The sequence below is a fragment of the Bacillus thuringiensis genome, from assembly GCF_001182785.1.
Taxonomy (GTDB): Bacteria; Bacillota; Bacilli; order Bacillales; family Bacillaceae_G; genus Bacillus_A; species Bacillus_A thuringiensis_S.
On the sequence record NZ_CP012099.1, the window covers coordinates 1,575,645 to 1,598,826 of the forward strand.

Here is a 23,182-nt window from a genome sequence, read left to right on the forward strand (position 1 = left end):
ATGGAAAATAATATGAAAGTATCGATGGGATGGATTATTCTTCTAATATTATTTGTTATGTTAAGTAAATACAATTTATATATTGGATTTTCATTGAAGATATATATGATTTTTTTAGTCATATATTTTTGTTTAACAATTAAAAACTTTCATATTCAAAAGTTATATTTTCATGAAGTTGTATTTTTACTGTTTTATTTCATTTATTGTTTAAGTGGAATTCTTTCTATGTATTTAAATGCTAGTATTCGTATGATTTTTGGCGTGCTACTCGTTTTAGGATGCTATTTTATAATGAGGAATTTATTGGGGAATACTGAAATAGTGGTACTTGAATCATCTATTGCTTATGTAGGAGTAGTATTTAATGTTGTAAGTCTAATACTCTATATAATCGGTTTACAATACTTTAGTTTATACGGTGGAGAAGAGAGAGAAATTTTTGCTGGGTTATTAGTGGATAGAGGATATCCACGGTTAATTGGATTGCTAGATGATCCTAACATTTTTATTTTCTATAATACAATATTTTTTATGTACTATATGACGAATTTACAAAATATCACTAACATCCTAGGGTTAATTTTATGTGTTACGACGAGTCTATTAACCTTTTCAAGGGGTGGTATATTAGCGCTTGTGCTTGTCGTTTTTGTATATATATGTATGTCTAGTTTCGCCAAAAAAATAAAAATAATTATGAGTTTAGTATTGTTTAGTGTAGTTATTTTTAGTTTATCGAACAGTGTAATCGGGGGCCAATTAGATGACATATTAAATAAACGAATTTCTGATTTTTCTCATGATAATGGAAGTGGTAGATTTACATTATGGGAAGCTGCTTTTAAATATTATTTATCCAATCCATATATTGGAATTGGTGCTTTTAACTTTTCGAATTATTATGAGTATCAATTTAATGAAAAATTATATGTACACAATACATTTTTAGAAATTTTGTCTGAATCGGGTACAATTGGTTTTCTTCTATATAGCGCGTTTTTATTCATATTAATGTTCAAGTTAGCGCAGCATACTTTGTTTCGTGAAAAACCATATCTTCTATTGACTATGATTGCATTTTTATTTCAGATGATGTCATTGTCACTCATTATTAACGAAGCGTTCTTTTTATTTTTAGCAGTTGTTGTGAAGTATATTTCAATATATGAAGGAAGGGGAAAGATAGATGGTAAAATGTCTATCAGCACATAACGAGCCGCCTTATGTTTCTGTAATAACACCTTCTTATAATAGTATACGATTTATAGGTGAGACAATTTCATCTGTACAGAATCAATCGTATGAAAACTGGGAAATGATTATCGTTGATGACTGTTCAACCGACCAATCTGCCGCAAAAATTAAAGAGATAATAGAAGGAGACTCACGAATTAGGTTATTATCATTAAAAGAAAATGTCGGTGCTGCTAAAGCTCGGAATTTAGCGATCAAAGAGGCAAGAGGAAGGTACATTGCCTTTTTAGATAGTGATGATATATGGTTGCCACATAAATTGAAGACACAATTGTTATTTATGGAAGAAATGAATATTGCTTTTTCATATGCGTCGTATAGTTTAATTGATGAAAATGGTAATGAATTAAATCGCGAAGTGAGTGCACCAAAATCTGTTGACTATCATTATTTAGTAGGAAATACAATTATCGGTTGTTTAACAGTGATGATTGATCGTGAAAAAATTCCATATGTCGAAATGCCTAGTATACAGCCGGAAGATACAGCGTTATGGCTGAACTTATTACATGAAGGGTATGAAGCAAAAGGGATACAGCAAGTGTTAGCAAAATATAGAATTGTTACAAATTCTGTTTCTAGAAATAAAATTAGAGCAGCTTTCCGGTATTGGAAATTGTTAAGGGAACAAGAACGACTGAATTCGGTGCAAATTTTTTACTATTTTAGTAAGTATGCTTATCATGCTTATAAAAAAAATAAAATCAATGTAGTTGGGAAGACGCAATTATGAATATACTGTTGATGACAGATAAATTGATAACTGGCGGAGCTGAGAGCTATTTCTGTAAATTGGAAAGTAATTTGCGTTATGATGATTTTAAGATTTATACAGCTGCAGGTGATGGAGAACTATATGAATCTCTTACTAGAAAAGAAAATTTTATATTACTTAGTCGATGGAATCATTTGAGAAATATTTATTATTTACGAAACGAAATTTGTAAACGAAAGATAGAGCTTATTCATGCAAATAGTTTGCGAATGGTATTATATGCTTTTCTAATTCAAAAGTTTATTAAAAAAAAGATAAAGATTGTTTATACGAAACATAATGTAACGATATTAGAAAAGAAAATGCCAACGCTTTTTCGTTATTTCATGAATAAATATGTAAACAATATTATTACAGTAAGTGAGTTTGAAAAGAATAATTTAATTTCAATTCATGTAGCAGAAGAAAAAATAAATACAATTTATAACGGTGTCGATATTGAAAAATTTTTATTCCAGCAGAAGAAGAAAGAATCTACATATAAAATAGGGATATTAGCTAGATTATCCAAAGAGAAAAACCATCAACTATTTGTAAAAATTGCAAATGTATTGAAAAAGAGAAATGATTTTATGTTTTATATTGCTGGTGATGGACCAGAGAAAGAATCGATTATGAAAGAAATAGAAAAATATGGATTGCAACAGAGTGTAAAGATGTTAGGGAATATTTCAGAGCCGCATGAGTTTATTGGGAATATGGATGCCTTACTTTTATTATCTTTTCGTGAAGTGTTTCCAATGGTAGTAATTGAAGCGATGGCTACAGGGACACCAATTGTTTCGATAGATGTTGGCGGAATACATGAAGCGGTAATAGATGGAGAATCAGGTGTTTTGATATCTGAATATTGCGAATCGGAATTTGCAAGTGCGCTTGAGGAACTACAAGGTAATGAAGAAAAGGTAAATGATATTAGATTGAAAGCACGAGAGAAAGCAGTGAGGTATTTCTCGTTAACTAAAATGATAGAAGAAACGAAAAATATATATGAATTAAACAAATGACCGGGTAGGTCGTTTGTTTTTTTTATTATAGAAACTTTTAAGAGAGAACTCACATATTATATGAAAAAGGTAATATGAGGAGTGAATTTATTTTGTCAGAATATATTTCTTCCCAAGAAGATTGTGCGCCAGAAGGTAGCGTTCACATCGATTGTTTTGGCGCAGTTCCAAACTCGGGAAATGATAGCTCATTAGCAATTCAGCAAGCTATTGATTATTGTGTAGCGAATCGAATTTCGACGGTTAGAATTACAGGGGTAAATACGTACAAAATTGTAAAGCCGATTGTTATTAAATCAAACGTAAGATTAGAGTTAGATCCTACCGTAACGCTGCAAATTGATGGGGATTTTAATGCGTTTGAGCTACAAAGTAACGCTTCGATTGTTGGTGGTACTATTCAAGTTATAAATTCATTGTTTCAATCTGCTGTCATTTATGTTTCTGGTTCACAACAAATCGAAGTACCTAATCAATCTGTTATATCAAATATAAATATAATAAATACAACTCCATCGTATAAGGGAAAAGCTATACACTTTTATTGTCAAAAGGTATGGGATTATATTAGTTTCTTTCAAGTTAAATTTATTCAAATTAAAAACTTTCAAACTGCAATATATTTGAAAACAGAGTATATAGATGATATCAATACACCTTGCTGGATTAACGCCAATGTATTTCAATCTATTTTTATTGATGGGTGTGGGTATGGGATTGAAGTCGATGGAAATAGTGATTTGCCAAATGAAAGTTCAGGAAATACGTTTCATGATATTCAAGTGCAATGTAGACAACAAACGAAAAAAGTAATTCGTTGCTCAGGTGCGTATAATACATTTGATTGTATGATTTGGGATACGTACCGGATGAGTAGTGAACAAATTGTTATTGAATTTTCTTCCAATTCTCATCGTAACTACCTTTTTTCAAATCTGCTTTCGACAACTATTGTAGATAAAGGACAATACAATGTTTGTAAGTCTACTTATGAAGAATCCCTACGAATTCAGTTACCGTTGACGTTAAATAGACCTCATTTAATAGGAAACCAAGATGATATTTTAGTAAATGCTCAGCAGAAATATAATGTTAAGCAAGTAAGTGGGAAAGTGCCGTACGGGGGGAATCTCACAAATTGCTTTAATTTAATAGATGAACAAAGTGTAAACTATATTGACGTTCCAGATAGTAATCCAGTTGTAATTGAACTGGATTTTACGAAAAAACCAATACAAATGTTAAATTGTTTTGGAATGTATTTTGGGTGGGGAGAGAGTCCAAAGAAAATTAAAATTGAATATGCATTAAGTGCAACTGGAAGTTGGGTTATTGCGTTGGATGTTCCATTAAATGTTGGCGATACAATTATATCGAATATGAAGGCGAGTCAGTTATATAAAGTTAGAATTACATTAAGTGGGTATTCTCAAGATCATAAGCGTTTTCGAATTAATCGTATTTTTGCAAGGTCTTCTATGGAAAATGGGAGCGCTTGGTTAGCGACAACTGGTGGAAGAATGTTTGGAGATATTGAAATAGAGGCAAGTAAAGGTATAATCATGAAGACTGCTAGTGGAGTGAAATGGAAAGTTACTATTAATGAAGCTGGCCAACTTATTACGACTAAGATAACTTAAGATGATATTTAATTATATATCCTTGGACGAGTTCCATTGTAGTGTGATAAAGGTAATGAAAAAGAGATTGTAATTTGGTTTCAACCAAACTACAATCTCTTTTTTTTGTTTAAATTACTTCCACCAAATCCAAGTCCAAAGGTAATTTCGTACATTTCGAGGAGTAATGCGAATGAAGCGTTCACCGTCAAAGAAGCAATTTAAATTTGGAAGTGTTTCATCTGGATTTTCTGGAACAAAGGTGACGATGTTTTCGTTACTTGTAACGGTTACTGTAATTGGTGGATCGGTAGGCGAGACTTGAAGTTGTAACGAAATATTGGCCGTATTTTTAAATTGATTATTAACAGGTGGACTTATTACTTGTACTGTGAAGAACACGATAATTGTTTCGTTTGGCTCTAAATTAGTGGCAACTAGGAAACCGATATTCGGATTCGCTAGTGGAGAGCGTTCACCGTTAATAAAGACAGTGCCGTTTATAAATTGTAAACTTGCTGGAATGGTATCTTGTAAAGAAATATTTGAGAGTGAAATTTCGGAAGTATTTGTAATACGCACCGTGTAATCAAAATATTGATTTAAATAAGCTGAGCTGACGGAAGCATTTTTCGTGACTGTTGTAGTTATAAATTGAACTGGTATACGAACGATATTTGAATTAACAATGAAAGTAATAATTGGATCCTGTGGTGTCAATTGAAAGGCAGCGGTAACTGTTGCAGAATTTATAATTGTACTATTTGAAGGAATAGAAGTTACGAGAACTTGGAATGTTATAGTTGCTACTGAATCTGCAGGTAAAGAGCCGATATTAATACCAGTGTCTGGACGAACATTTGGAACGGGAGTACCGTTAATTGTTACGCTGTTTTCTATAAATGTTGTACCAGCTGGAATTGTGTCTATAACAGAAGTGCTGATTGTCGGAATTGGGGAGTGATTAAATACCGCTAATGTGAATGTAATGATATCTCCTATAACGACAATAGATTTGTCAGTTGTTTTTTCAATACGAACCATCGGATCAATGACTGTCGTTGTAACGGTATTTGTTTGCTTTGTAATTGTAATAGGTGGTTTTGTTGGATCAATGATAACGGTATAGGAAACAGAAGCATCGTTATTAATTGTAGGTTGAAGAGTAGAAGAAGATATTGTCACTTGGAACGTAATAATAGCAGAGTCATTAGGAGCAAGATTTCCTAACGTAATACCATTTTCAGGATTCTCATTAGGCTGATTGATTCCGTTAATCGTAACACTACCAGCAACAAAAGTCGTATCTATTGGTATGGTGTCTATAGCAAGAAGGTCTTCAATCGTTACATTACCGCTATTCGTAATTGTAATCGTATACGTTAAAGTTTGACCGGATAAGGCATTTGTTACATCAACAGATTTTATGGCAATGACATTATCATTTTGGACAGTAGTTGTGACGGTATTTGTTGTAGTCGTATTTGTAACGGGTATGTTATTTGGGTTGACTATATAGTTAAAAGTAGTAATTGCGTTGTTGTTTAGTTCATTTGGTGTTGGAATAGTAGTCACAGTTACTTGGAATGAAACGATAGCATCTCCATCTACAATTATAGTACCAATTGGTATGCCGCTTACTGGATTCACTCCTGGAAGAGTTTCTCCGTTTACAATGACGCTATTTTCTATAAACGTAGTACCTTGAGGAATAATATCTTGAATGATTACATCATTTACTGCAACATTACCGGTTTGATTTAGTGTAATCGTATACGTTAACGTATCACCAACCGTTGCAAATGCAAGGTCAACAGCTTTATTACTATTCAAATTCGCGTGATTAATTTCTGTTGCGGCAGCTGATGAAATAATAGTTTCGGTAATAGGTGGTCGATCTGGTACCGTGTATTCATATTCAATTGTACTCGTGTTAGAGATTGGATTTGTTTGTGGAATCGAAGTAACCCGTACTTGGAATAGAATAGTTGCTGTCGTATTAGGCGGAATGTTATCAATTTGTATACCGTTAAGAGGGTTGTCATTTGGCCGAGCGTTGCCGTTCACGATAACACTATTCTCTATAAAGCTCGTATTTGCTGGGATGATATCTGTAACAATAATGTTTTCGACTTGTATATTTCCGTTATTTATGATGGAAATTGTATAAGGGATGATAGTTTGTAAGTCAGCATATTGGATAGGCGTTGTTTTTGTCGCAATTACATTAGCAGAAATAACTTCAGTGAAAGTAATATTGCTAGTCGATATTTGTTCTTCCACGTTTATTGTATAACGAGAAGTTGATTGATTTTGAACATGGCCGCTAGCAGGAAGAGCTACGACGGTAACAGAAAATGTGACTGGGATAGAAATATTAGGAGCAATCGTTCCTACAAGTATACCTGCACTTGGGTTGGCGTTAAGCTGAGGGATGTTATTTACTAAAACGCTACCGTCAATAAAGGTTGTTCCATCAGGTATATTGTCTGTAAATACAACAGCAGTGGCATCCGTATTCCCTGTATTCGTTAAAGTTGTTGTATAAGTTAAAATGTCACCAATTGTTACAGAGGTCAAATCAACCGTTTTAAGTGAAATGATATCAGCATCATTAATTTGAACGAAAGTGGTATTGGAAGTAGTAGATTTTTGAATTGGTGCAAAGTCAGGATTGAAAATAAAGTCGTAGCCGATGTTTGCAGTATTAGGTGTTGGATTTACAGCAGGTAAATTCGTAACGGAAACTTGGAATGTTATTGTAGCCATTTGACCTGCTGCAACATTAGGGATAGAAAAGCCGATATTCGGATCTGCTGCAGGAAGTACAGTATTGTTAACTATTACACTTCCTGGAATAAATACTGTTCCATCCGCTATAGTATCTGTAAAAAAGATGGAGTTAGTTGTAGTCGATCCATTATTTTGAATGAATACTGTATATTCAATGGTTTCATCAATGTTAGCTAATACAGTATTAGCGGATTTTGTAGCAATAAGAATAGCATCAATAAATTGTATATTTGTAGCATTGGAAGAGGTTGTTTCTGAAATTGGTGGTGCGCTTGGGTCTGGTCGATACTCATAGTGAATGACGGCGATATTATTAATGTTATTTTGTGGCGGTATAGAGACTACGCTTACTTGGAACGTAACAATAATCGTATTATTTGGAAGAGTTATATCAAGATTGATACCGGTAATTGGATTTTCGTTAGGTCTTGGTACGCCATCTACAAGAATGCTATTTGGAACGAATGTGGTGCCAGCAGCAATTGCGTCAAGTAGAAGCGTATTTGTAATAGGTATTGTACCAGCGTTTGTAACTGCGACTGTATATGTGATGATTTGACCGATACGTGTAATGGATCTATTGGCGGATTTAATGGCGCTAACATTTGCCGTCCGCACTTCAGTATTTACTGCATTTGATAACGATCTACGCTGAATAATTGGAGAACTAGGTTCAATTTGGTATTCGTACGAAGTGTCTGAAATATTAATGACTGTATTGCCCTCTGGTATATTTGTAAGTTGTACTTGGAATGAAAGAGTGACTGTTTCATCTGGTTGTATCGTGCCGAGAGTTACGCCATTCTCTGGGTTCGCACCAGGCTGAATGACATTATTTATTGCTAAGCTATCTTCAATGAATATAGTACCTTCCGGAATGTTATCAATGAACACGGTATTGTTAGCTGGAACGGTTCCTATATTTTGTAGTGTATTTGTGTAGGTAATAATTTGCCCGATTGATACGAAAGTTACATCCGCGCTTTTAACAGAAATAATATTTGCGTTTTGAAGTGATGTTGTAACAATGTTAGAATTTGCAGAGCGATTTACTGGTGGGGCTGTAGGGATACTTACATATTGGTAAGTTGCTGAAGATTGATTTACAATTTCGGTTTCAGTAGGTGGATTATTTGTTTGCACTTGAAATAGTATCGTTTTGGAACTGTTTGCTGGAATTGTTCCAATTGGTATTCCGTTTTCAGGATTTACACCTGGCTGAAGGACACCGTTAATTGTGACACTATCGGGAACGAATGTAGTCCCAGTTGGAATAGAATCTGTGAAATTAATATTTATTGCGTCAACATTACCGATATTTTTCACTTCAGAAATATAAAGTATAGTTCCACCGATATCTACAGTTGTTGGATTGGATGTTTTTGTAATTGTCAATTGTGCTTGCACGAAATTTGTAATGACGATATTACTAGTAGATGTTTCACTAATAGGCGGTTGCCCTGGGTCTGGTTGGATTGTATATGTTGTATTGGATTGATTTGTAATCGATTCTTGCGAGAATGAATCGTTAATAAGAATTTGGAACGAAATAAGATGAGTAGCGTTTGCTACTAGGGTAGGCAAAGTAACACCTACATTTGGATTGGCACCAAGTATAGTTGTTCCGTTAAGTGTAAAACTATTTTCTACGAATGTAGTATTTTGGGGAATAGTATCTGAAAATATGAGATTAGTAGCTGGAATATTTCCGGTATTTTCTAGTGTTATCGTATAAGTCAAAATATCACCTGTTGTTGCTTGTTGTGCATTGACTCCTTTTAAAGAAAGGATAGTCGCATCTGAAATTTGTGTGAAAGCGGGATTAGACGTAATTGTTCGAGAGATGATAGGAGCAGTTGGATCGGCGATAAAAGTGTAGTCAATACGGGCTGTATTAGAAATTGGGTTCACGCTTGGAATAGATTGAACGATAACCTGGAATGTTACAGTGACGATTTCTGACGGTGCGATGGGGTTTACTGGTATTCCTATGTTAGGATCAGCACCTGGAACGGAAACGTTATTAATAGTTACGCTATTCGGAATAAATGCAGTTCCTTCTGGGACCAAATCTGTTAAAGTAACTGTATTTGCAGTAGTATTTCCGTTATTTTGAACGACTACTGTGTAAGTGATTGTACCGTCAGTAGATTGTACGAGAGAATCTGTACTTTTAATTGCGGATAATGATGCATCAACAACAGCTGTATTAACTGTATTAGATGAGGATGTTGCTGTAACAGGAGGTTGACTTGGATCGACAATATACGTGTAACTTGTAAGTGCTTGATTTATAATCGCTCCTTGCGGTGGAATAGAACTTGCAAGAAATTGGAACGTAATAGTAGCGGAATCACCTGGTGCGATAATACCAACTGGAATACCAAGAGTTGGACTTGCATCTGGAAGTGAAATCCCGTTGAGCGTAACACTATTTGGAACAAATAATGCTCCTTCAGGAACTCCGTTAATGAGTAATACAGAGTTTGCAGGGAAGTTTCCAGTATTCGTTAATGTTGCTGTATACGTAATTATATCCCCGATAGATACGATTGTTCGATTTGCTTGTAAAACAGTTGTAACAGTTGCGTTATTAATTTGTGTTGAAGCGCTATTAGAATTTATCGTGCCTGTAACAGGAGAAGAGGCCGGATCAACGATGAATGCGTATTGAATAGATGCTACGTTTGTAATTGGATTTGAAGGTGGAGTTGATGTAACTATGACTTGGAAAGTAACGGTTAAGGAACTACCTGCACTAACTGTTCCGACATTAACTCCATTATTTGGATTTGCGCCTGGAATGGTACTTCCATTTACAGCAAAACTATTTTCAACAAAGGTCGTACCTGCTGGAACCATGTCTGAGAAATTTACATTCGTTGCATTTGTATTGCCGCTATTTTGAATCAAAACTGTATAAGTGATCGTATCTCCAATATTTGCAAAGGCTGTATTAGCAGTTTTTACAGCTGAAAGTATTGCTGAATTAATAGAGGTAACGAAGACGTTCGTTTCCACATTGCCAGGTTGAGCCTGTAATGCATTGCCTACGTTATATTGGAAGTTAACAAATCCTAAGTTTTGGAGTTCAGGTGTGAACGTTGTTGGATTACTTACGATTTGTACTTGGAATATGATTGTAACAGTTTGATTTGGATTGATTGTATTTATGCCAACACCGTCAATGATAGAAGCCGATGGTAATGGAGTGCCATCAACAACAACTGATCCTGCAACAAATTGTGTCCACGATGGTATAGGGTCTGAAAAAATAGCGTTGTTAGCAGGAATATTGCCTGTGTTCCTAATAGTCGTTGTATACGTAATCGTATCACCGATCGTTGCAAATGTTTTATCTCCTATTTTAGTAGTGTTTAAAATTGCACTTTCAATTTGTGTTGAAACGCTATTAGAAGCAATGTTTTTTGAAACTGGAGGATTAGCTGGATTAACGATATGCTGGAAGCTAACGCTAGCTTGATTAGTAATTGGATTTATAGGTAGAATTTCATTGGCATTAATGTGAAATGCTACGATTACAGACTGGTTTGGCGCGATATCACCAATTGGAACGCCTGTAATGATATTTGCATTTGGGATGCTAGTTCCGTTCAGTGTAAAACTATTCGGTTCAAATGAAGTTCCGTCTGGAATAAGGTCGGTAAAAATAACATTTGATGCACTAACATTGCCGCTATTTGTAATTGTAACGGTGTAGGTAATATCCTGCCCGATATCTGCCGTAGATACATTTGAATTTTTTTGTGCAGTAAGGATAGCGCTATTAATTTGTGTGGTCGTTGTATTAGATTGATTGGACGTTGTAATAGATGGTTGGCTAGGATCAACGACATAATGATATGTGATAGAAGCAGAATTGGAAATAGAATTAAGTGTAGGAAGTGTGGTAACAGTTGCTTGGAATGTGACGATTGCCGCATTACCGCCGTTAATGAAACCAATATTTACACCAGTAGATAAATCCACGTTTGGAATGGTTTGCCCATTAACTGTGAAACTATTTGAAACAAAAGTTAAATTGCTATCAAGTATATCGATAACGGTAACATCAGTTGCGGTCACATTCCCGGTATTAGGGAGGTTAAGTGTAAATGTTATTGTATTACCAATATCCGCAAAAGTAAGGTCTGCTGTTTTTGTGCTAATAATAGTTGCGGTGTTTATTTGAAGAAGTGTAGTGTTGGAAGTAGCTGCACTTGAAATGGGAGGATTAACAGGATCAACAGTAAACTCATACGTCGTTGCTGCTGTATTTGGTGCAGGATTAATAGGTGGGATGCTGTTCACTGTAACTTGAAAGACGATACTATATATTTCATTTGGTGGAAGTGTTGCAAGTAATACACCTGTATTTGGATTCGCATTCGGTTGTAAAACGCCATCGACCGTTAATGTGTTAGGAACAAATGTGAGTCCACTTGGTAATGCATCTGTGAATACTATATTAGTTGCATCGGTATTGCCTATATTGGTAATAGAAGTAGTATAAAAAGCAGTTTGCCCGATATCTGCAAAGGATACACTTTCATTTTTCGTCATAGATAATATTGCTTCTTTAATTTGTGTTGAAACAGGATTACTAATTGAAGTTTCTGCATCAGGTGGTGAGACTAATTGGTACGATGTTGATGAGAAATTTACAATTGGGTTTTGGGTTGGTAATGAGGTCACATTTACTTGGAATGAAACAGTTATTGTAGCCCCAGCTGTTATCGGCCCAATATTTACACCGTTTGTTGGATCCGCACCACTTTGAGGAATTCCATTAATAGAAAATGAATTTGTAATAAATGTAGTTCCGCTCGGCATAGCATCTGTGAAAATAACATTTTGTGCGGAGGAATTTCCATTGTTTGTTAAAGTGACAGTATAAGTGAGTGTATCTCCGATATGGCTAAAAGCTTTATCAACTTGTTTCGATGAAAGAATGGTAGCAGTATTAATTGTAGTAAACGTTGTGTTTGAAGTAACATTTCTTGAAACAATCGGTGCATTTGGATCAGCGATAAATGTGTAAGAAGCATTAGCGGAATTGGCAATAGGATTTTGAACAGGGGTAGAAGTAGCGGTCACTTGAAATACTATAGATATTGAGCTGTTAGGAGCAATTGATCCAATCGTTATGCCTGTATTAGGATTCAATCCAATTTGTGTGATTCCATTTATTGTAACGCTGTCAGTAATAAATGTTGTGCCATCTGGTATAAGGTCAGTGAAAGTAATATTCGTTGCATTTGTATTACCGCTATTCGTTAAAATTGTCGTATAGGTAATGGTATCGCCTAGTGTTACAAGCGTTTGATCGACCGATTTTACCATCGTTATCATAGCATCTAATACAGGGTTTGTAGCAATATTCGTTGAAGTAGAGGTAGTAGCAGGAGCGCTGTTAGGATCAACAGTATAAGAATATAAAATTGTGTCATTACCCATAATTGAACTGGAAGGGGGAACAGAAATAACATTTACTTGGAAAGTAACAGTTACTGTTTCACCAGGAGCGATATTTGGTATGTTTACTCCAAGTGCTGGTTGCACACCAGACTGCTGAACACCATTGATTGTGACTGAATTTGGTATAAAGGTAGTGCTAGCTGGAATAGCGCTTGTGAAAGTAATATTCGTTGCGGCTGTATTTCCTGTATTGGTAATAGTAGTTGTATACGTAATCGTATCTCCAACTGAAACTATAGATTTATCAGCACTTTTTTGGGTTGTTAAAATTGCACTATTAATAGTTGTCGAAACCGCATTAGATACATTCGTTTGTGATACGGCAGGTTGGCTAGGATCGACCACATGTGCAAATTGTACAGAACTAGAATTAGAAATTGGATTTATACTTGGAATGTTTGTAACAAGTACGTTGAGAGTAATCACGGCCGTTCCATTTGGGTTTATATTTCCAATCTGAATCCCGTTAGCTGTATTTCCGATTTGCTGTGTACCAGAATCGTTTGTAAGAGCTCCGGAAATAAATGTTGTTCCGTCAGGTAAAATATCTGTGAAAATTATATTTTGTGAAGTGACATTTCCAGGGTTACTTAATGTAATCGTATAAGAAATTGTATCGCCAATTGTTGCGAAAGTTTTATCTACAGATTTGATTGCCACAATTTCCCCAGAATTTATTTGTGTCGAAACGGGATTAGATGTCGTATTTCTTGAAACGAGTGGTAAATTAGGTCCTGTCATAAATTGATAATCAATAGAAGCTCCGTTTACAACAGGTGAGTTTGGACCCCCAGGTCCAATTGTGAAAATTGGATTTGGAATGCTAACTACTTGCACACGGAAGGTAACGTTTATAAAATCTCCTGCAATAATATCCCCAATTGGTATCCCATTCGCTGGATTTACCCCAGGTAATAAGACTCCGCCTACTCGAACGCTATCTGTTATAAATATTGTGTTATTTGGAATTGGATCTGTAAAAATGATATTCGTAGCAGTTGTGTTTCCTATATTATCCAATAAAACAGTGTACGTTAAAAATGAATTTCCAGGTGCTACGTCAGAAAATAGTCGATCTACACTTTTCGTTGCTTGAATAATTGCTTCATTTATTTGAACTAAAGTTGGATTACTAGTAGCGGTTTCTGTCACCGGCGGCTGGGTAGGATCCACAATAATCGAGTATGTCGTGCTAGATTGGTTCAACGTTGGGTTTGTAGCTGGTATTGAGCCAACGATTGCTTGAAAGCTAATTGTTGTCGTTCCTCCAACTGGAATTGAGTCTAAAGAGATCCCGCTATCTGGTCTAAATCCAAGTTGTGGGATGGTATTAATTTGTACGCTATCGGGAATGAATGAAAGTTCAGGTGGTAATATATCGATAAAAACAGGTGTGTTTGCGGTAGTATTTCCGCTATTGGTGAGGGTAGTTGTATACGTAATTGTATCTCCAACAGCAGCAAAAGCACTGCTTGCAGTTTTTGTTGCGATAACAGAAGCAGTATTTACTTGTGTAAAAGTTTTATTAGATTTAATTGTTCGTAAAACTGGCGGTTCATTTATATCTACAATAAAGCTATATTGAAGCGATGATTTGTTCGGGATTGGATTAGGGTTTGGAAGTGTTGTAATGTTTACTTGAAAACTGAGTGTAGCAGATGCATTTGAATTCAAGTTACCAATATTGATACCGTTTTGTGGATTTGCATTCGGAACGGTTACACCATTTATCTTAAAGCTATTTGAGATAAAGGTAGTACCGTTTGGAATTGTATCAGTAAAAGTAATGTTGTTCGCAATAGTATTTCCGGTGTTTGTAATAGATGAAGTGAATGTAATTGTATCACCAATTGTAGCGAAAGTTGTACTAGCGCTTTTATTTATTACTAAAGTAGCGTCAATAATTGGTGTAACTGTTGTATTTGTTACGGTGCTACCAACAGCAGGAGATTGGTTTGGATTAACGGTATATTCATAATTTACAAGAGCATTATTTGTTAATGTGCCACTAGGTGGTATCGCTAAAATTTGTGCTTGAAAAGTAATGAATACAGTATCTCCTGGCGAAATATCTGCCAAGTGAACACCAAGTGATGGATCTAATCCTGGTTGTGGAACATTATTGATAGTTACGGAGTTTTGGATAAATGAAGCTCCTGCGCCAAGCCCATCTGTTAAAACAGTTGCACTAGCAGGGATATTACCTGTATTTGTTACTGCAATCGTATAGGTAACAATATCACCAATTGCAGCTGTCGGTGTATTCACAGACTTAGTAGCGACAATAGTAGCGTTATTAATTTGAGTTGTTATTACGTTACTTAACGTATTGGCGGATGCTGGAGGTAAGTTAGGATCTACGACATACTGGTACGTTGTATTGCTTTGGTTCGGGATTGGATTTGGATTCGGGATAGAATTTACTTGTACTTGGAATGAGATAATCGTATTTGCATTCGGATTTATTGGGTCGATTGCAATTCCGCTTGCTGGATTGACATTAGGCAGTGTATTCCCGTTTACAGTAACACTATTAGGGATGAACGATGTCCCATTTGGAATTACATCTGTAAATATTACATTTGATGCAAGTGTGTTCCCGTTATTCGTTAAAGTAGTCGTGTACGTAATAATATCATTTACGTTAGCAAACTGTTTATCTGCCGATTTAGTAGCGGCAATTGAGGCGTTATTAATAGTTGTCTGTACAGTGTTAGAAGCAACCATCTGCATCACAGCAGGTTTGGATGGATCATACGTATATTGGAATGTTGTGCCTGATTGATTTGTAATTGGGTTTACAGCAGGGATAGTTGGTACAAAAACTTGGAATGCAACGGTGCTTGATGAACTCGCTCCTATCGTACCAATTGAAATGCCGTTAGCAGGATTTGCATTAGCTATAGGGACATTATTAATCGTTACAGTATTAGGAATGAAGAGGGTACCCGCTGGAATGATATCTGTAAATGTTACATTAGCAGCAGGGATATTCCCGTTATTCGTTAAAATAGTCGCATATAGTATGACATCACCAATATCAGCGAAGTTTGTACTCGTTAGTTTTGTAGCAACAATATTAGCAGTATTAATTTGTGTAGTTACTATATTGCTAGCGGCGTTTCTAACAAGAGCAGGTAAGTTTGGATCAGCGATAAAGCTATATTGAAGTGCAGCGCTGTTTTGAATTGGGTTTGGTGAAGGTAGCCCATTTGCACTTATTTGAAAAACAATCGTTGTAAAACCACCTGAAGGAATGGAGCCGACTTGAAGACCGGTACTAGGGTCTGCACCTAGTTGTAAAGCACCACCTATAAAAATACTATTTGGTACGATTGTGGTGCCATTAGGGATTATGTCGGTAACGATAACATTATTTGCTGTAGTATTGCCAAGATTAGCTAAAGAAATTGTATATGTGATTGGTTGCCCGACATCGGCGATAGTTAAATCTACTTCTTTGACAATCACTACATTTGCTAAATTAATTTGTGTACTTACAGTGTTACTTACAGATGTTTCTATAGTTGGTGGATCGCCCGGATTTAGAATAAAGCTATACTGTGTACTAGATGAATTTAATGTTGGGTTTTGTGTTGGTAAAGAGGTGACGGTTACTTGATAAGAGACAGTAAGTGAGCCATTAGCAGCAATGGAAGGTAGTGGAACACCTATATTTGGATCTGCGTTATTTTGAAGTACACCATTAATAAGAAAAGTGTTTGGAATAAAGGTAGTACCGTCTGGATTCGTATCTACGAAAGTAGGGCTATCAGCAGAAACACTTCCTGCATTCGTCAAAGTAACAGTATAAGTTAATATATCCCCTACGGTAGCGAACGCTCGATCCACTGTTTTGGCTGAAATGACATTTGCATCGTTTACTTGAGTAAATGTAGTGGTTGAAGTAGTGTTCTTACTTACAGGTGAAGTGTTTGGATCAACGATAAAGTTATAGGAGATGGAAGCGCTATTTGAAATAGGGTTTGGATTTGGAATGCTAGTTATTACTACTTGGAATGAAGCTGTAATTGTAGTATTAGCATTGATGCTACCAATATTGATGCTAGCTGGTGTAACGCCTGGCTGAGTAACACTGTTAACTATAACGCTGTTTGGGACAAAGGCGGTTCCATTCGCAATTGAATCAGATAGTAATACATTGTTCGCTGCAACATTTCCATCGTTAGTAAGAGCAAAGGTGTAAGTTAATACATCGCCAACTTCCGCAAACGTTTTATCTACAGATTTATTAACATGGAGATTTGCTAGTCTAATTGTTGATGTAACAGAATTAGAATTTGCTGTTTTTGAAGTCGGTGGCAAACTTGGATTTACAGTGTAAATATAAGAGGCGAAAGCGTTATTAATGATAGGATTTTGGGCAGTGATGTTAATGACTGTTACTTGAAAGGATAAGGTAAAAGTAGCTCCACCAGGAATTGTGCCGATAGGTAAAGCAACGAGAGAATCTACATTCTGCAAAACTCCGTTTAGTGTTACAGTACCAAGAGTCAATATCGTTCCGTTTGGAAGTGGATCTGTTAGTTGAACGTTATTAGCGGCTGCATTTCCGCTGTTTGTAATAAGGATTGTATAACTTATCGTTTCGCCAATTGTGGCAAATTGTTTGTTAGTTGATTTTGTTAAAGTTAAATTCGCATTGTTAATTTGAGTGGAAACGAGATTAGAAGAAATGTTTTTTGTAACGGGAGATTGGCTAGGGTTGACGGTATATTGATAAGAAGCGCTTGATCCGTTAGATACGACATTTGACGCGGGTATTGTGTTTACTACTACTTGAAATGCAACATTTTTTATTGTGCCGCTTGGGATGGATCCAATGTTCACGCCGGTAGCGGGATTTGCGCCCACCTGTGTCGTGCCATCTATTGTTAAACTGTTTAGAACAAAAGTTGTTCCAGTAGGAATGATATCTGTAAAAATAACATTGTTCGCATTTGTATTACCTGTACCTGTAAAGGAAACGGTGTACGTTAGTGTATCACCAATATCTGCGAAATTTTTATCTACTGCTTTTGCCATTGTTACAGTAGCGTTATTCACTTGAGTAGATACGATATTGGTCGTATCAGTCCCACTTACTGCAGGTTGATTTGGTACAGGAATGTATTGATATGTTGTTGTACCACTATTTAATATTGGATTTGTTTGGGGGGTAGAAGGAACGAATACTTGAAATGAAATAGTAGTAGTAGAATTTGCGGCAATTGATCCAATTGATATACCATTAGCGGGATTTGCGCCAGCTTGAGTAACTCCGTTCACAGTTACACTCCCTGGAATGAAAGTAGTCCCGCTAGGAATCGGATCCGTATATATAACATTTGTTGCAGCGATATTTCCTATATTAGCTAAGGCAATACTGTAAGTTAATGTTTCACCAATATCGGTAAAAAGTTTGTTGACTGATTTTGTTCCATTAATATCTGCCAGGTTAATTTGTGTTCCAGCAGAATTGCTTGTTGCAAGACCGTTAAAGGTTGTTCCTCCGGCGATTGGTGTATATTGAAATGTAATATTCGCAGTGTTAGAGATAGGATTTTGACTTGGAAGAGAAACGACAGTAGCTTGGAAGGTTACTGTGCGAGAAGTACCATTATTAATTGTTCCAAGAGATATACCAGCCGCGGGATTTGCATTTGTTTGTGGTACGTTATCTACTGTTACAGTGCCGGGTATAAAAGAAGTACCGTTAGGGAGACTATCTATAAAAATAGCGTTATTGGCAGGAAGAAGCCCGGTGTTAGGGATAGTAACTGTATAAGTGAGAATATCTCCAATTGCAGCAACGCTTTTATTCACGCTTTTCGTTGCTTGAATATTTGGGGAGTTTATATTAATTTGTAAGCCGACTGTATTTAACATATATGCATCTCCGTTAGTAGTTAAACGGATTGCGGCGGATACTTGTGAGTTTGTTAAATAAGAGGAAATGTCAATGGAAGTAATGTCCCAGCCCTGTCTTCCTGCGGAGATGTTTGTACTTGTAGAAGCACTTTGATTTCGCGTTCCAAATGTCCCTGTTGTATCTAAGTTCCCTGCAGCATTATTAACTTGAGAACCGAAGAAATTATTTATAGCATTGTTTGGTCCGGATAAAGCATTTAATGAACTGAAATTTGGTCCAAATAAAGCTTGATCCCCGGTTAAATCTGCATCTCCTTCCGTAGAACTTAAAAATAATCTCCCGCTTACTGGTCCTCCGGAAGGTGTTAAAAATCCAGAAACAGATACATCGGCACTACCAGTTTCTGCAGAAACACGGTTACCCGCTACATAAATGGTTAAGTTTCTTGCTGGCAATGTGCCGTTTTGATAAGCGACGATAAGCGTCCATCCAGCCGAATTAATTGTTCCATTAGAAGCATCTATAGGATCTACAAGTCCAGGAACCGATCCTGTAGTATAGGAACCAGAACCTCCCGCTTGAATAAGAGTTGTTACGTCTGCCGAACGAGTGTAAAAGCCAAATGTAATAGAGTTTGAAACAAATGTTTGATTTGAAGCCGTAACAGCTGAAGGAGTAATCGAGTATGTTGAAACAGGTGTTGAAAAAGAAACTGGGTTTCCTAATACACTCGTAATGTTTTGATCACGAGATAAATAGTTTCCACCCCAAACGAGTTCGGCGTAAAGAATAGTACTACCAGCAGGGATATTTAAAATAGCGGTAGAACTATTTTGTGTATAGTTTAACGTTGTACCAGCAGGAAAAGTAGGTACTTGTAAAGCAGTATTCGTAGTTGCGAATGCACCAATTGCCCCGATTGTACCAGCACGGTTTTGATTACTAATTTTACTTAAGCCTAAAGTATTTCCTGTAATAGCGAGTGCGCCGTTAGTGGTGGTAGAAAATCGATTCGTAATGGGCATGTTGTCACCTCATTTACAATATAGTCTTGGTCAAAATAACATATGTATGTGACAAATAAAGGGAAACATGTACAAGTTGATTTAGTAATAATGATTTAAATGTCTAGATAAGGGAATGGAGTATGATTGAATTGGAAATTAGGGTGGAGCGTCTTGGGAAAGAACAAATAGGCGATATTGTAGCATTATCTTCTTATATTGGCTGGGATTATAACAGAGAAGAAATTGAGACTATTTTTGATTCAGGTATCGTATATGGTGTGTGGAATGAGAGGGAGAAACTAATTGCTAGCGCGGCAATAATATTATATGGGGAGAAATTAGCGTCTATCGGAATGGTCATTGTACATCCAGATTATAAGGGGAGAGGGATTGGAAAGGCGATAACGAATTCATGTATTAAGAGCGTATCGGTTCAAACTCCCATTATACTTATTGCTACGGATGAGGGAAAGCCTCTATATGAAAAATTAGGATTTAGAGTAGTAAGCTATGTTTCTAAATACATATGTAACTCGTACAATGTGAATGATTATTGTGTAGGAAATGAAGATTATATGGTGAAGTATGAAGAGTGTGATTTAGAAGAAATAATAAAATTAGATGAAAATGCGTTTGGAACAAATAGAAAAGTATTTTTAACGAAAAGAATGATACAAAGTGAACAGTGCATCGTTGTAAAGGACAACAAACGAAATGTATTAGGTTACGGTTTAAGTATACAAACATCAGAAAATAAAATAATAGGACCAGTTGTTGCGAAAAATGATACGATGGCAATGAGGATTGTACATTATTTAGCAAGAGAGCATCATGGTAAATTAAGAATGGATGTACCAGAAGGAAAGAATGGTTTCATGAAAGAATTAGAGATTACTGGTTTTCAAAAGGTTAATACACCACCAATTATGATGAAAAATAGCGATAAATTATTAAAAAGGAGTAATGAACTGTATAGCATTGCAGCACAAGTTTTTGGGTGAAAAAAGAATCCTTTCGTGAAAAGGATTCTTTTTTATAGCCAATTTAATCACGATATTGGTCATGAGTAGGTTGAAAGAGGTCTTCCTCGACATCTCTAACAACTGAAAAATGATCAACGTTATAATGGCCGTGTAAAGTTTTATTGTGATGACCAATAATTTGCTCTGCAGACAATACGTTAGAATCAGTTGTTGAATGACCGTTTTTAATTAATGTAACGTCAAATCCTTGTACAGTTGCTGTCCTAACGGCAGTGTCGATGCAATGTTCTGTTTTACATCCGCCTATAACAATATGATTAATGTTTTCTTCTTTTAAAAGTTCAAGTAAAGAAGTGCCGTAGAATGAATTGGTTGCTGCTTTATTAATAAGGATTGCAGACTGGGGTACTTGAATTTGATTATGTACTTCAAATCCTTCGCCGCTGCCAGAAGCAACATCGATATCTCTTACGAAAACAATAAGAGCATTTGAATCTATTGCTTTCTGCAGTGCTGTATTTAGTGTAGATAATAGCTCGGTTTTGCGAAAAACTTCATTTTCTTGCTCATTTCCATCAATTAATTCTTGTTGAGCGTCGATAATTAATAGTGCTTGTTTCATCGTGTCTCCCCTTTAATATGAAATAAGTTCCACTTTACATATTCCTTCAGGTTGTTAGGAAATCCTCCATTGTAAGCGAAGTAGAAGATTGATTTACAAAGTTGTCAAAGAAATTTCATTCTCATAGCGTGTAAAAACATGTATGATAGGAGATGGAGAATTTTTGAGTAGGTGGGAATAACATGCAAACAGTAGAAGATTATCTTTCATTCTTACATACGAAAGGATTTAAATTATCAGAGGAAGCACAAGGGTTTATTATGTTCGGACAAGGATATACTGGTGCGTCTGATGGGATTGTGAACGCAGCAATAGAAGCAACAATTAAACATCAATTGCAGTTTGATGGTAGTTATTTCGTTGCGTTATTAGAACGATTGAAAGAGGAAGAAATTACAGATAAAAAAAGCGCTAAGGCTTTTATGCGGAAGTTACAAGCGTAACTTCACGCAGCCTGCGCTTCTTTTTTTGTTTTGGAAGGTAATTCAACAAAAATCATGCCTAGGAAAATACAGAGGCATCCGATAATAGCAGAAATAGAAAGTTGTTCGTTTGCAACGAGAACGCCTGTTAAGGCAGCAAAAACGGGTTCCATTGCGAAAATGATTGCTACTCTCGTTGGAGACGTATGTTTTTGTGCTGATGTTTGAATGAAAAAAGCAATGGATGTCGCAAATAGGGAAGTTAAAAATAGAGCGAATAAAAAGGAAGAATTCGTCCATAGTACTACTGAAAATAATTTTTCCCAATCTTCAAACAAAAAGGCGCAAATAGAAGAAAACATACCGACAGCTAATACTTGCGACGTGCTTAACAATAAAGGTGATATTTTCTTAGAGAAGAAGCCGTTAACAAGAATATGGGCAGCGAAAGCGACTGCACAACCGAGAACGAGTATGTCTCCAATGTTTAATTGAAAAGAATCAGCAGCTGTTAATAAGTATAAACCCGTTGTAGCTACAGCAATACCAAGTACGATGAAAATGGTAGCTTTTTGTTTTAAAAAGATAAATGATAAGATTGGGACCATAACAATGCTTAGCCCAGTTAAGAAACCTGCTTTTGAAGATGTTGTATAGAGTAAGCCAAATGTTTGCAATAAATAACCGACAAATAAGAAAAAACCAACGATTATCCCTGCCGTGCTACTATGTTTTATATCTTGTTTTGAAGTTTTTTGTGAGAAAATAATTTGAACGAATAATAAAATAATTCCAGCGAATAAAAAGCGAATACCATTAAACGTAAATGGACCAACGAAAGACATAGCGTTTTGAACGACAACAAACGTAGCTCCCCAAATAAAAGAGACAAATAATAAAGCAAGAGGAGCAATCCACTCTTTTTTCACACTCATACCCCCGTTAATTTTGTAATATAGCTTTTCTAGCTAATTCATCAGCTACTTTATTTTGACTACTTGGAATCCACTTAATAAAAAAGAGATCGAAGTTTTTTATGTACTGCAGTGCTTCATCTAAAAGAGGTGCAAATATTTTATTTTTTGCGTATTCCTTTTCAACAGCCCGTTCGACAAGCTGGGAATCTGTACGAAAAGAGACAGTGCTATAATTATGCTCGATGCAATATTTTAATGCTAGAAGTAAAGCGCGATATTCTGCTTCATGATTGGACATTGTTCCAAGTGGTAATGATAATTGTACAGGCGGCTGAACGCCTTTAATAAACACTCCTGCACCAGAAGGACCAGGATTTCCTTTTGATGCACCATCAATATATACTTCAATCAAAATGAGAAACCTCCAAAT

Annotated in this window: 10 protein-coding genes; 6 read left to right on the top strand and 4 right to left on the bottom strand. The window is 35.8% G+C overall.

All coding sequences use genetic code 11. The annotated features are described in order from the left end of the window. From AC241_RS08350 to AC241_RS08365, 4 genes are all read left to right on the top strand, one after another. Nucleotides 1–1,215 carry an O-antigen ligase family protein gene (locus AC241_RS08350; protein WP_050843118.1) on the top strand — a complete coding sequence of 405 codons (1,215 nt, stop codon included), beginning with the start codon at nt 1–3 and terminating at the stop codon, nt 1,213–1,215. Beyond that, nucleotides 1,190–1,990 carry a glycosyltransferase family 2 protein gene (locus AC241_RS08355; RefSeq protein WP_016082218.1) on the top strand — a complete coding sequence of 267 codons (801 nt, stop codon included), beginning with the start codon at nt 1,190–1,192 and terminating at the stop codon, nt 1,988–1,990. The genes AC241_RS08350 and AC241_RS08355 overlap by 26 nt, the downstream gene beginning before the upstream one ends. Then, a complete protein-coding gene (locus tag AC241_RS08360; protein WP_050843120.1) occupies nt 1,987–3,039 on the top strand; it encodes a glycosyltransferase family 4 protein in 1,053 nt (350 codons plus the stop codon). The genes AC241_RS08355 and AC241_RS08360 overlap by 4 nt, the downstream gene beginning before the upstream one ends. Before the next feature lie 92 nt (nt 3,040–3,131). Continuing rightward, nucleotides 3,132–4,679 (top strand): glycoside hydrolase family protein, encoded by a 1,548-nt coding sequence (locus AC241_RS08365; protein ID WP_050843122.1) that lies wholly within the window; start codon nt 3,132–3,134, stop codon nt 4,677–4,679. A gap of 114 nt (nt 4,680–4,793) precedes the next feature. Here the strand turns inward: AC241_RS08365 and AC241_RS08370 are convergent, their stop codons facing one another. After that, on the bottom strand, nt 4,794–19,826 hold the full coding sequence (locus tag AC241_RS08370; RefSeq protein ID WP_050843124.1) for a DUF7507 domain-containing protein: 15,033 nt from the start codon (nt 19,824–19,826) through the stop codon (nt 4,794–4,796). Nucleotides 19,827–19,948: 122 nt separating this feature from the next. Here AC241_RS08370 and AC241_RS08375 point away from each other — a divergent pair, with 122 nt between their 5' ends. Next, nucleotides 19,949–20,809, top strand: a complete 861-nt coding sequence (locus AC241_RS08375; RefSeq protein ID WP_050843126.1) for a GNAT family N-acetyltransferase — start codon at nt 19,949–19,951, stop codon at nt 20,807–20,809. A 43-nt stretch (nt 20,810–20,852) separates the two neighbouring features. On the opposite strand, the gene AC241_RS08380 is transcribed toward AC241_RS08375, so the two are convergent. Further along, entirely contained in the window at nt 20,853–21,413 is a 561-nt protein-coding gene (locus tag AC241_RS08380; RefSeq protein WP_016082214.1) for a cysteine hydrolase family protein, read from the bottom strand. 182 nt (nt 21,414–21,595) lie between these two features. Here AC241_RS08380 and AC241_RS08385 point away from each other — a divergent pair, with 182 nt between their 5' ends. Then, entirely contained in the window at nt 21,596–21,856 is a 261-nt protein-coding gene (locus tag AC241_RS08385; protein ID WP_001195212.1) for a DUF6123 family protein, read from the top strand. Nucleotides 21,857–21,858: 2 nt separating this feature from the next. Here the strand turns inward: AC241_RS08385 and AC241_RS08390 are convergent, their stop codons facing one another. Next, nucleotides 21,859–22,764, bottom strand: coding sequence for a DMT family transporter (locus AC241_RS08390; RefSeq protein WP_016082213.1), 906 nt, complete (start codon nt 22,762–22,764; stop codon nt 21,859–21,861). 13 nt (nt 22,765–22,777) lie between these two features. After that, nucleotides 22,778–23,164: a reverse transcriptase-like protein gene (locus AC241_RS08395; protein WP_000573877.1), complete on the bottom strand. Its 387-nt coding sequence runs from the start codon at nt 23,162–23,164 to the stop codon at nt 22,778–22,780. Nucleotides 23,165–23,182 lie beyond the last annotated feature (18 nt).

What these genes read in the sequence shown, in the direction of transcription:
- AC241_RS08385 (WP_001195212.1), top strand. Translation starts at nt 21,596, where the DNA reads ATGCAAACAGTAGAAGATTATCTTTCATTCTTACATACGAAAGGATTT.
- AC241_RS08360 (WP_050843120.1), top strand. Translation starts at nt 1,987, where the DNA reads ATGAATATACTGTTGATGACAGATAAATTGATAACTGGCGGAGCTGAG.
- AC241_RS08350 (WP_050843118.1), top strand. Translation starts at nt 1, where the DNA reads ATGGAAAATAATATGAAAGTATCGATGGGATGGATTATTCTTCTAATA.
- AC241_RS08355 (WP_016082218.1), top strand. Translation starts at nt 1,190, where the DNA reads ATGGTAAAATGTCTATCAGCACATAACGAGCCGCCTTATGTTTCTGTA.
- AC241_RS08380 (WP_016082214.1), bottom strand. Translation starts at nt 21,413, where the DNA reads ATGAAACAAGCACTATTAATTATCGACGCTCAACAAGAATTAATTGAT.
- AC241_RS08375 (WP_050843126.1), top strand. Translation starts at nt 19,949, where the DNA reads ATGATTGAATTGGAAATTAGGGTGGAGCGTCTTGGGAAAGAACAAATA.
- AC241_RS08370 (WP_050843124.1), bottom strand. Translation starts at nt 19,826, where the DNA reads ATGCCCATTACGAATCGATTTTCTACCACCACTAACGGCGCACTCGCT.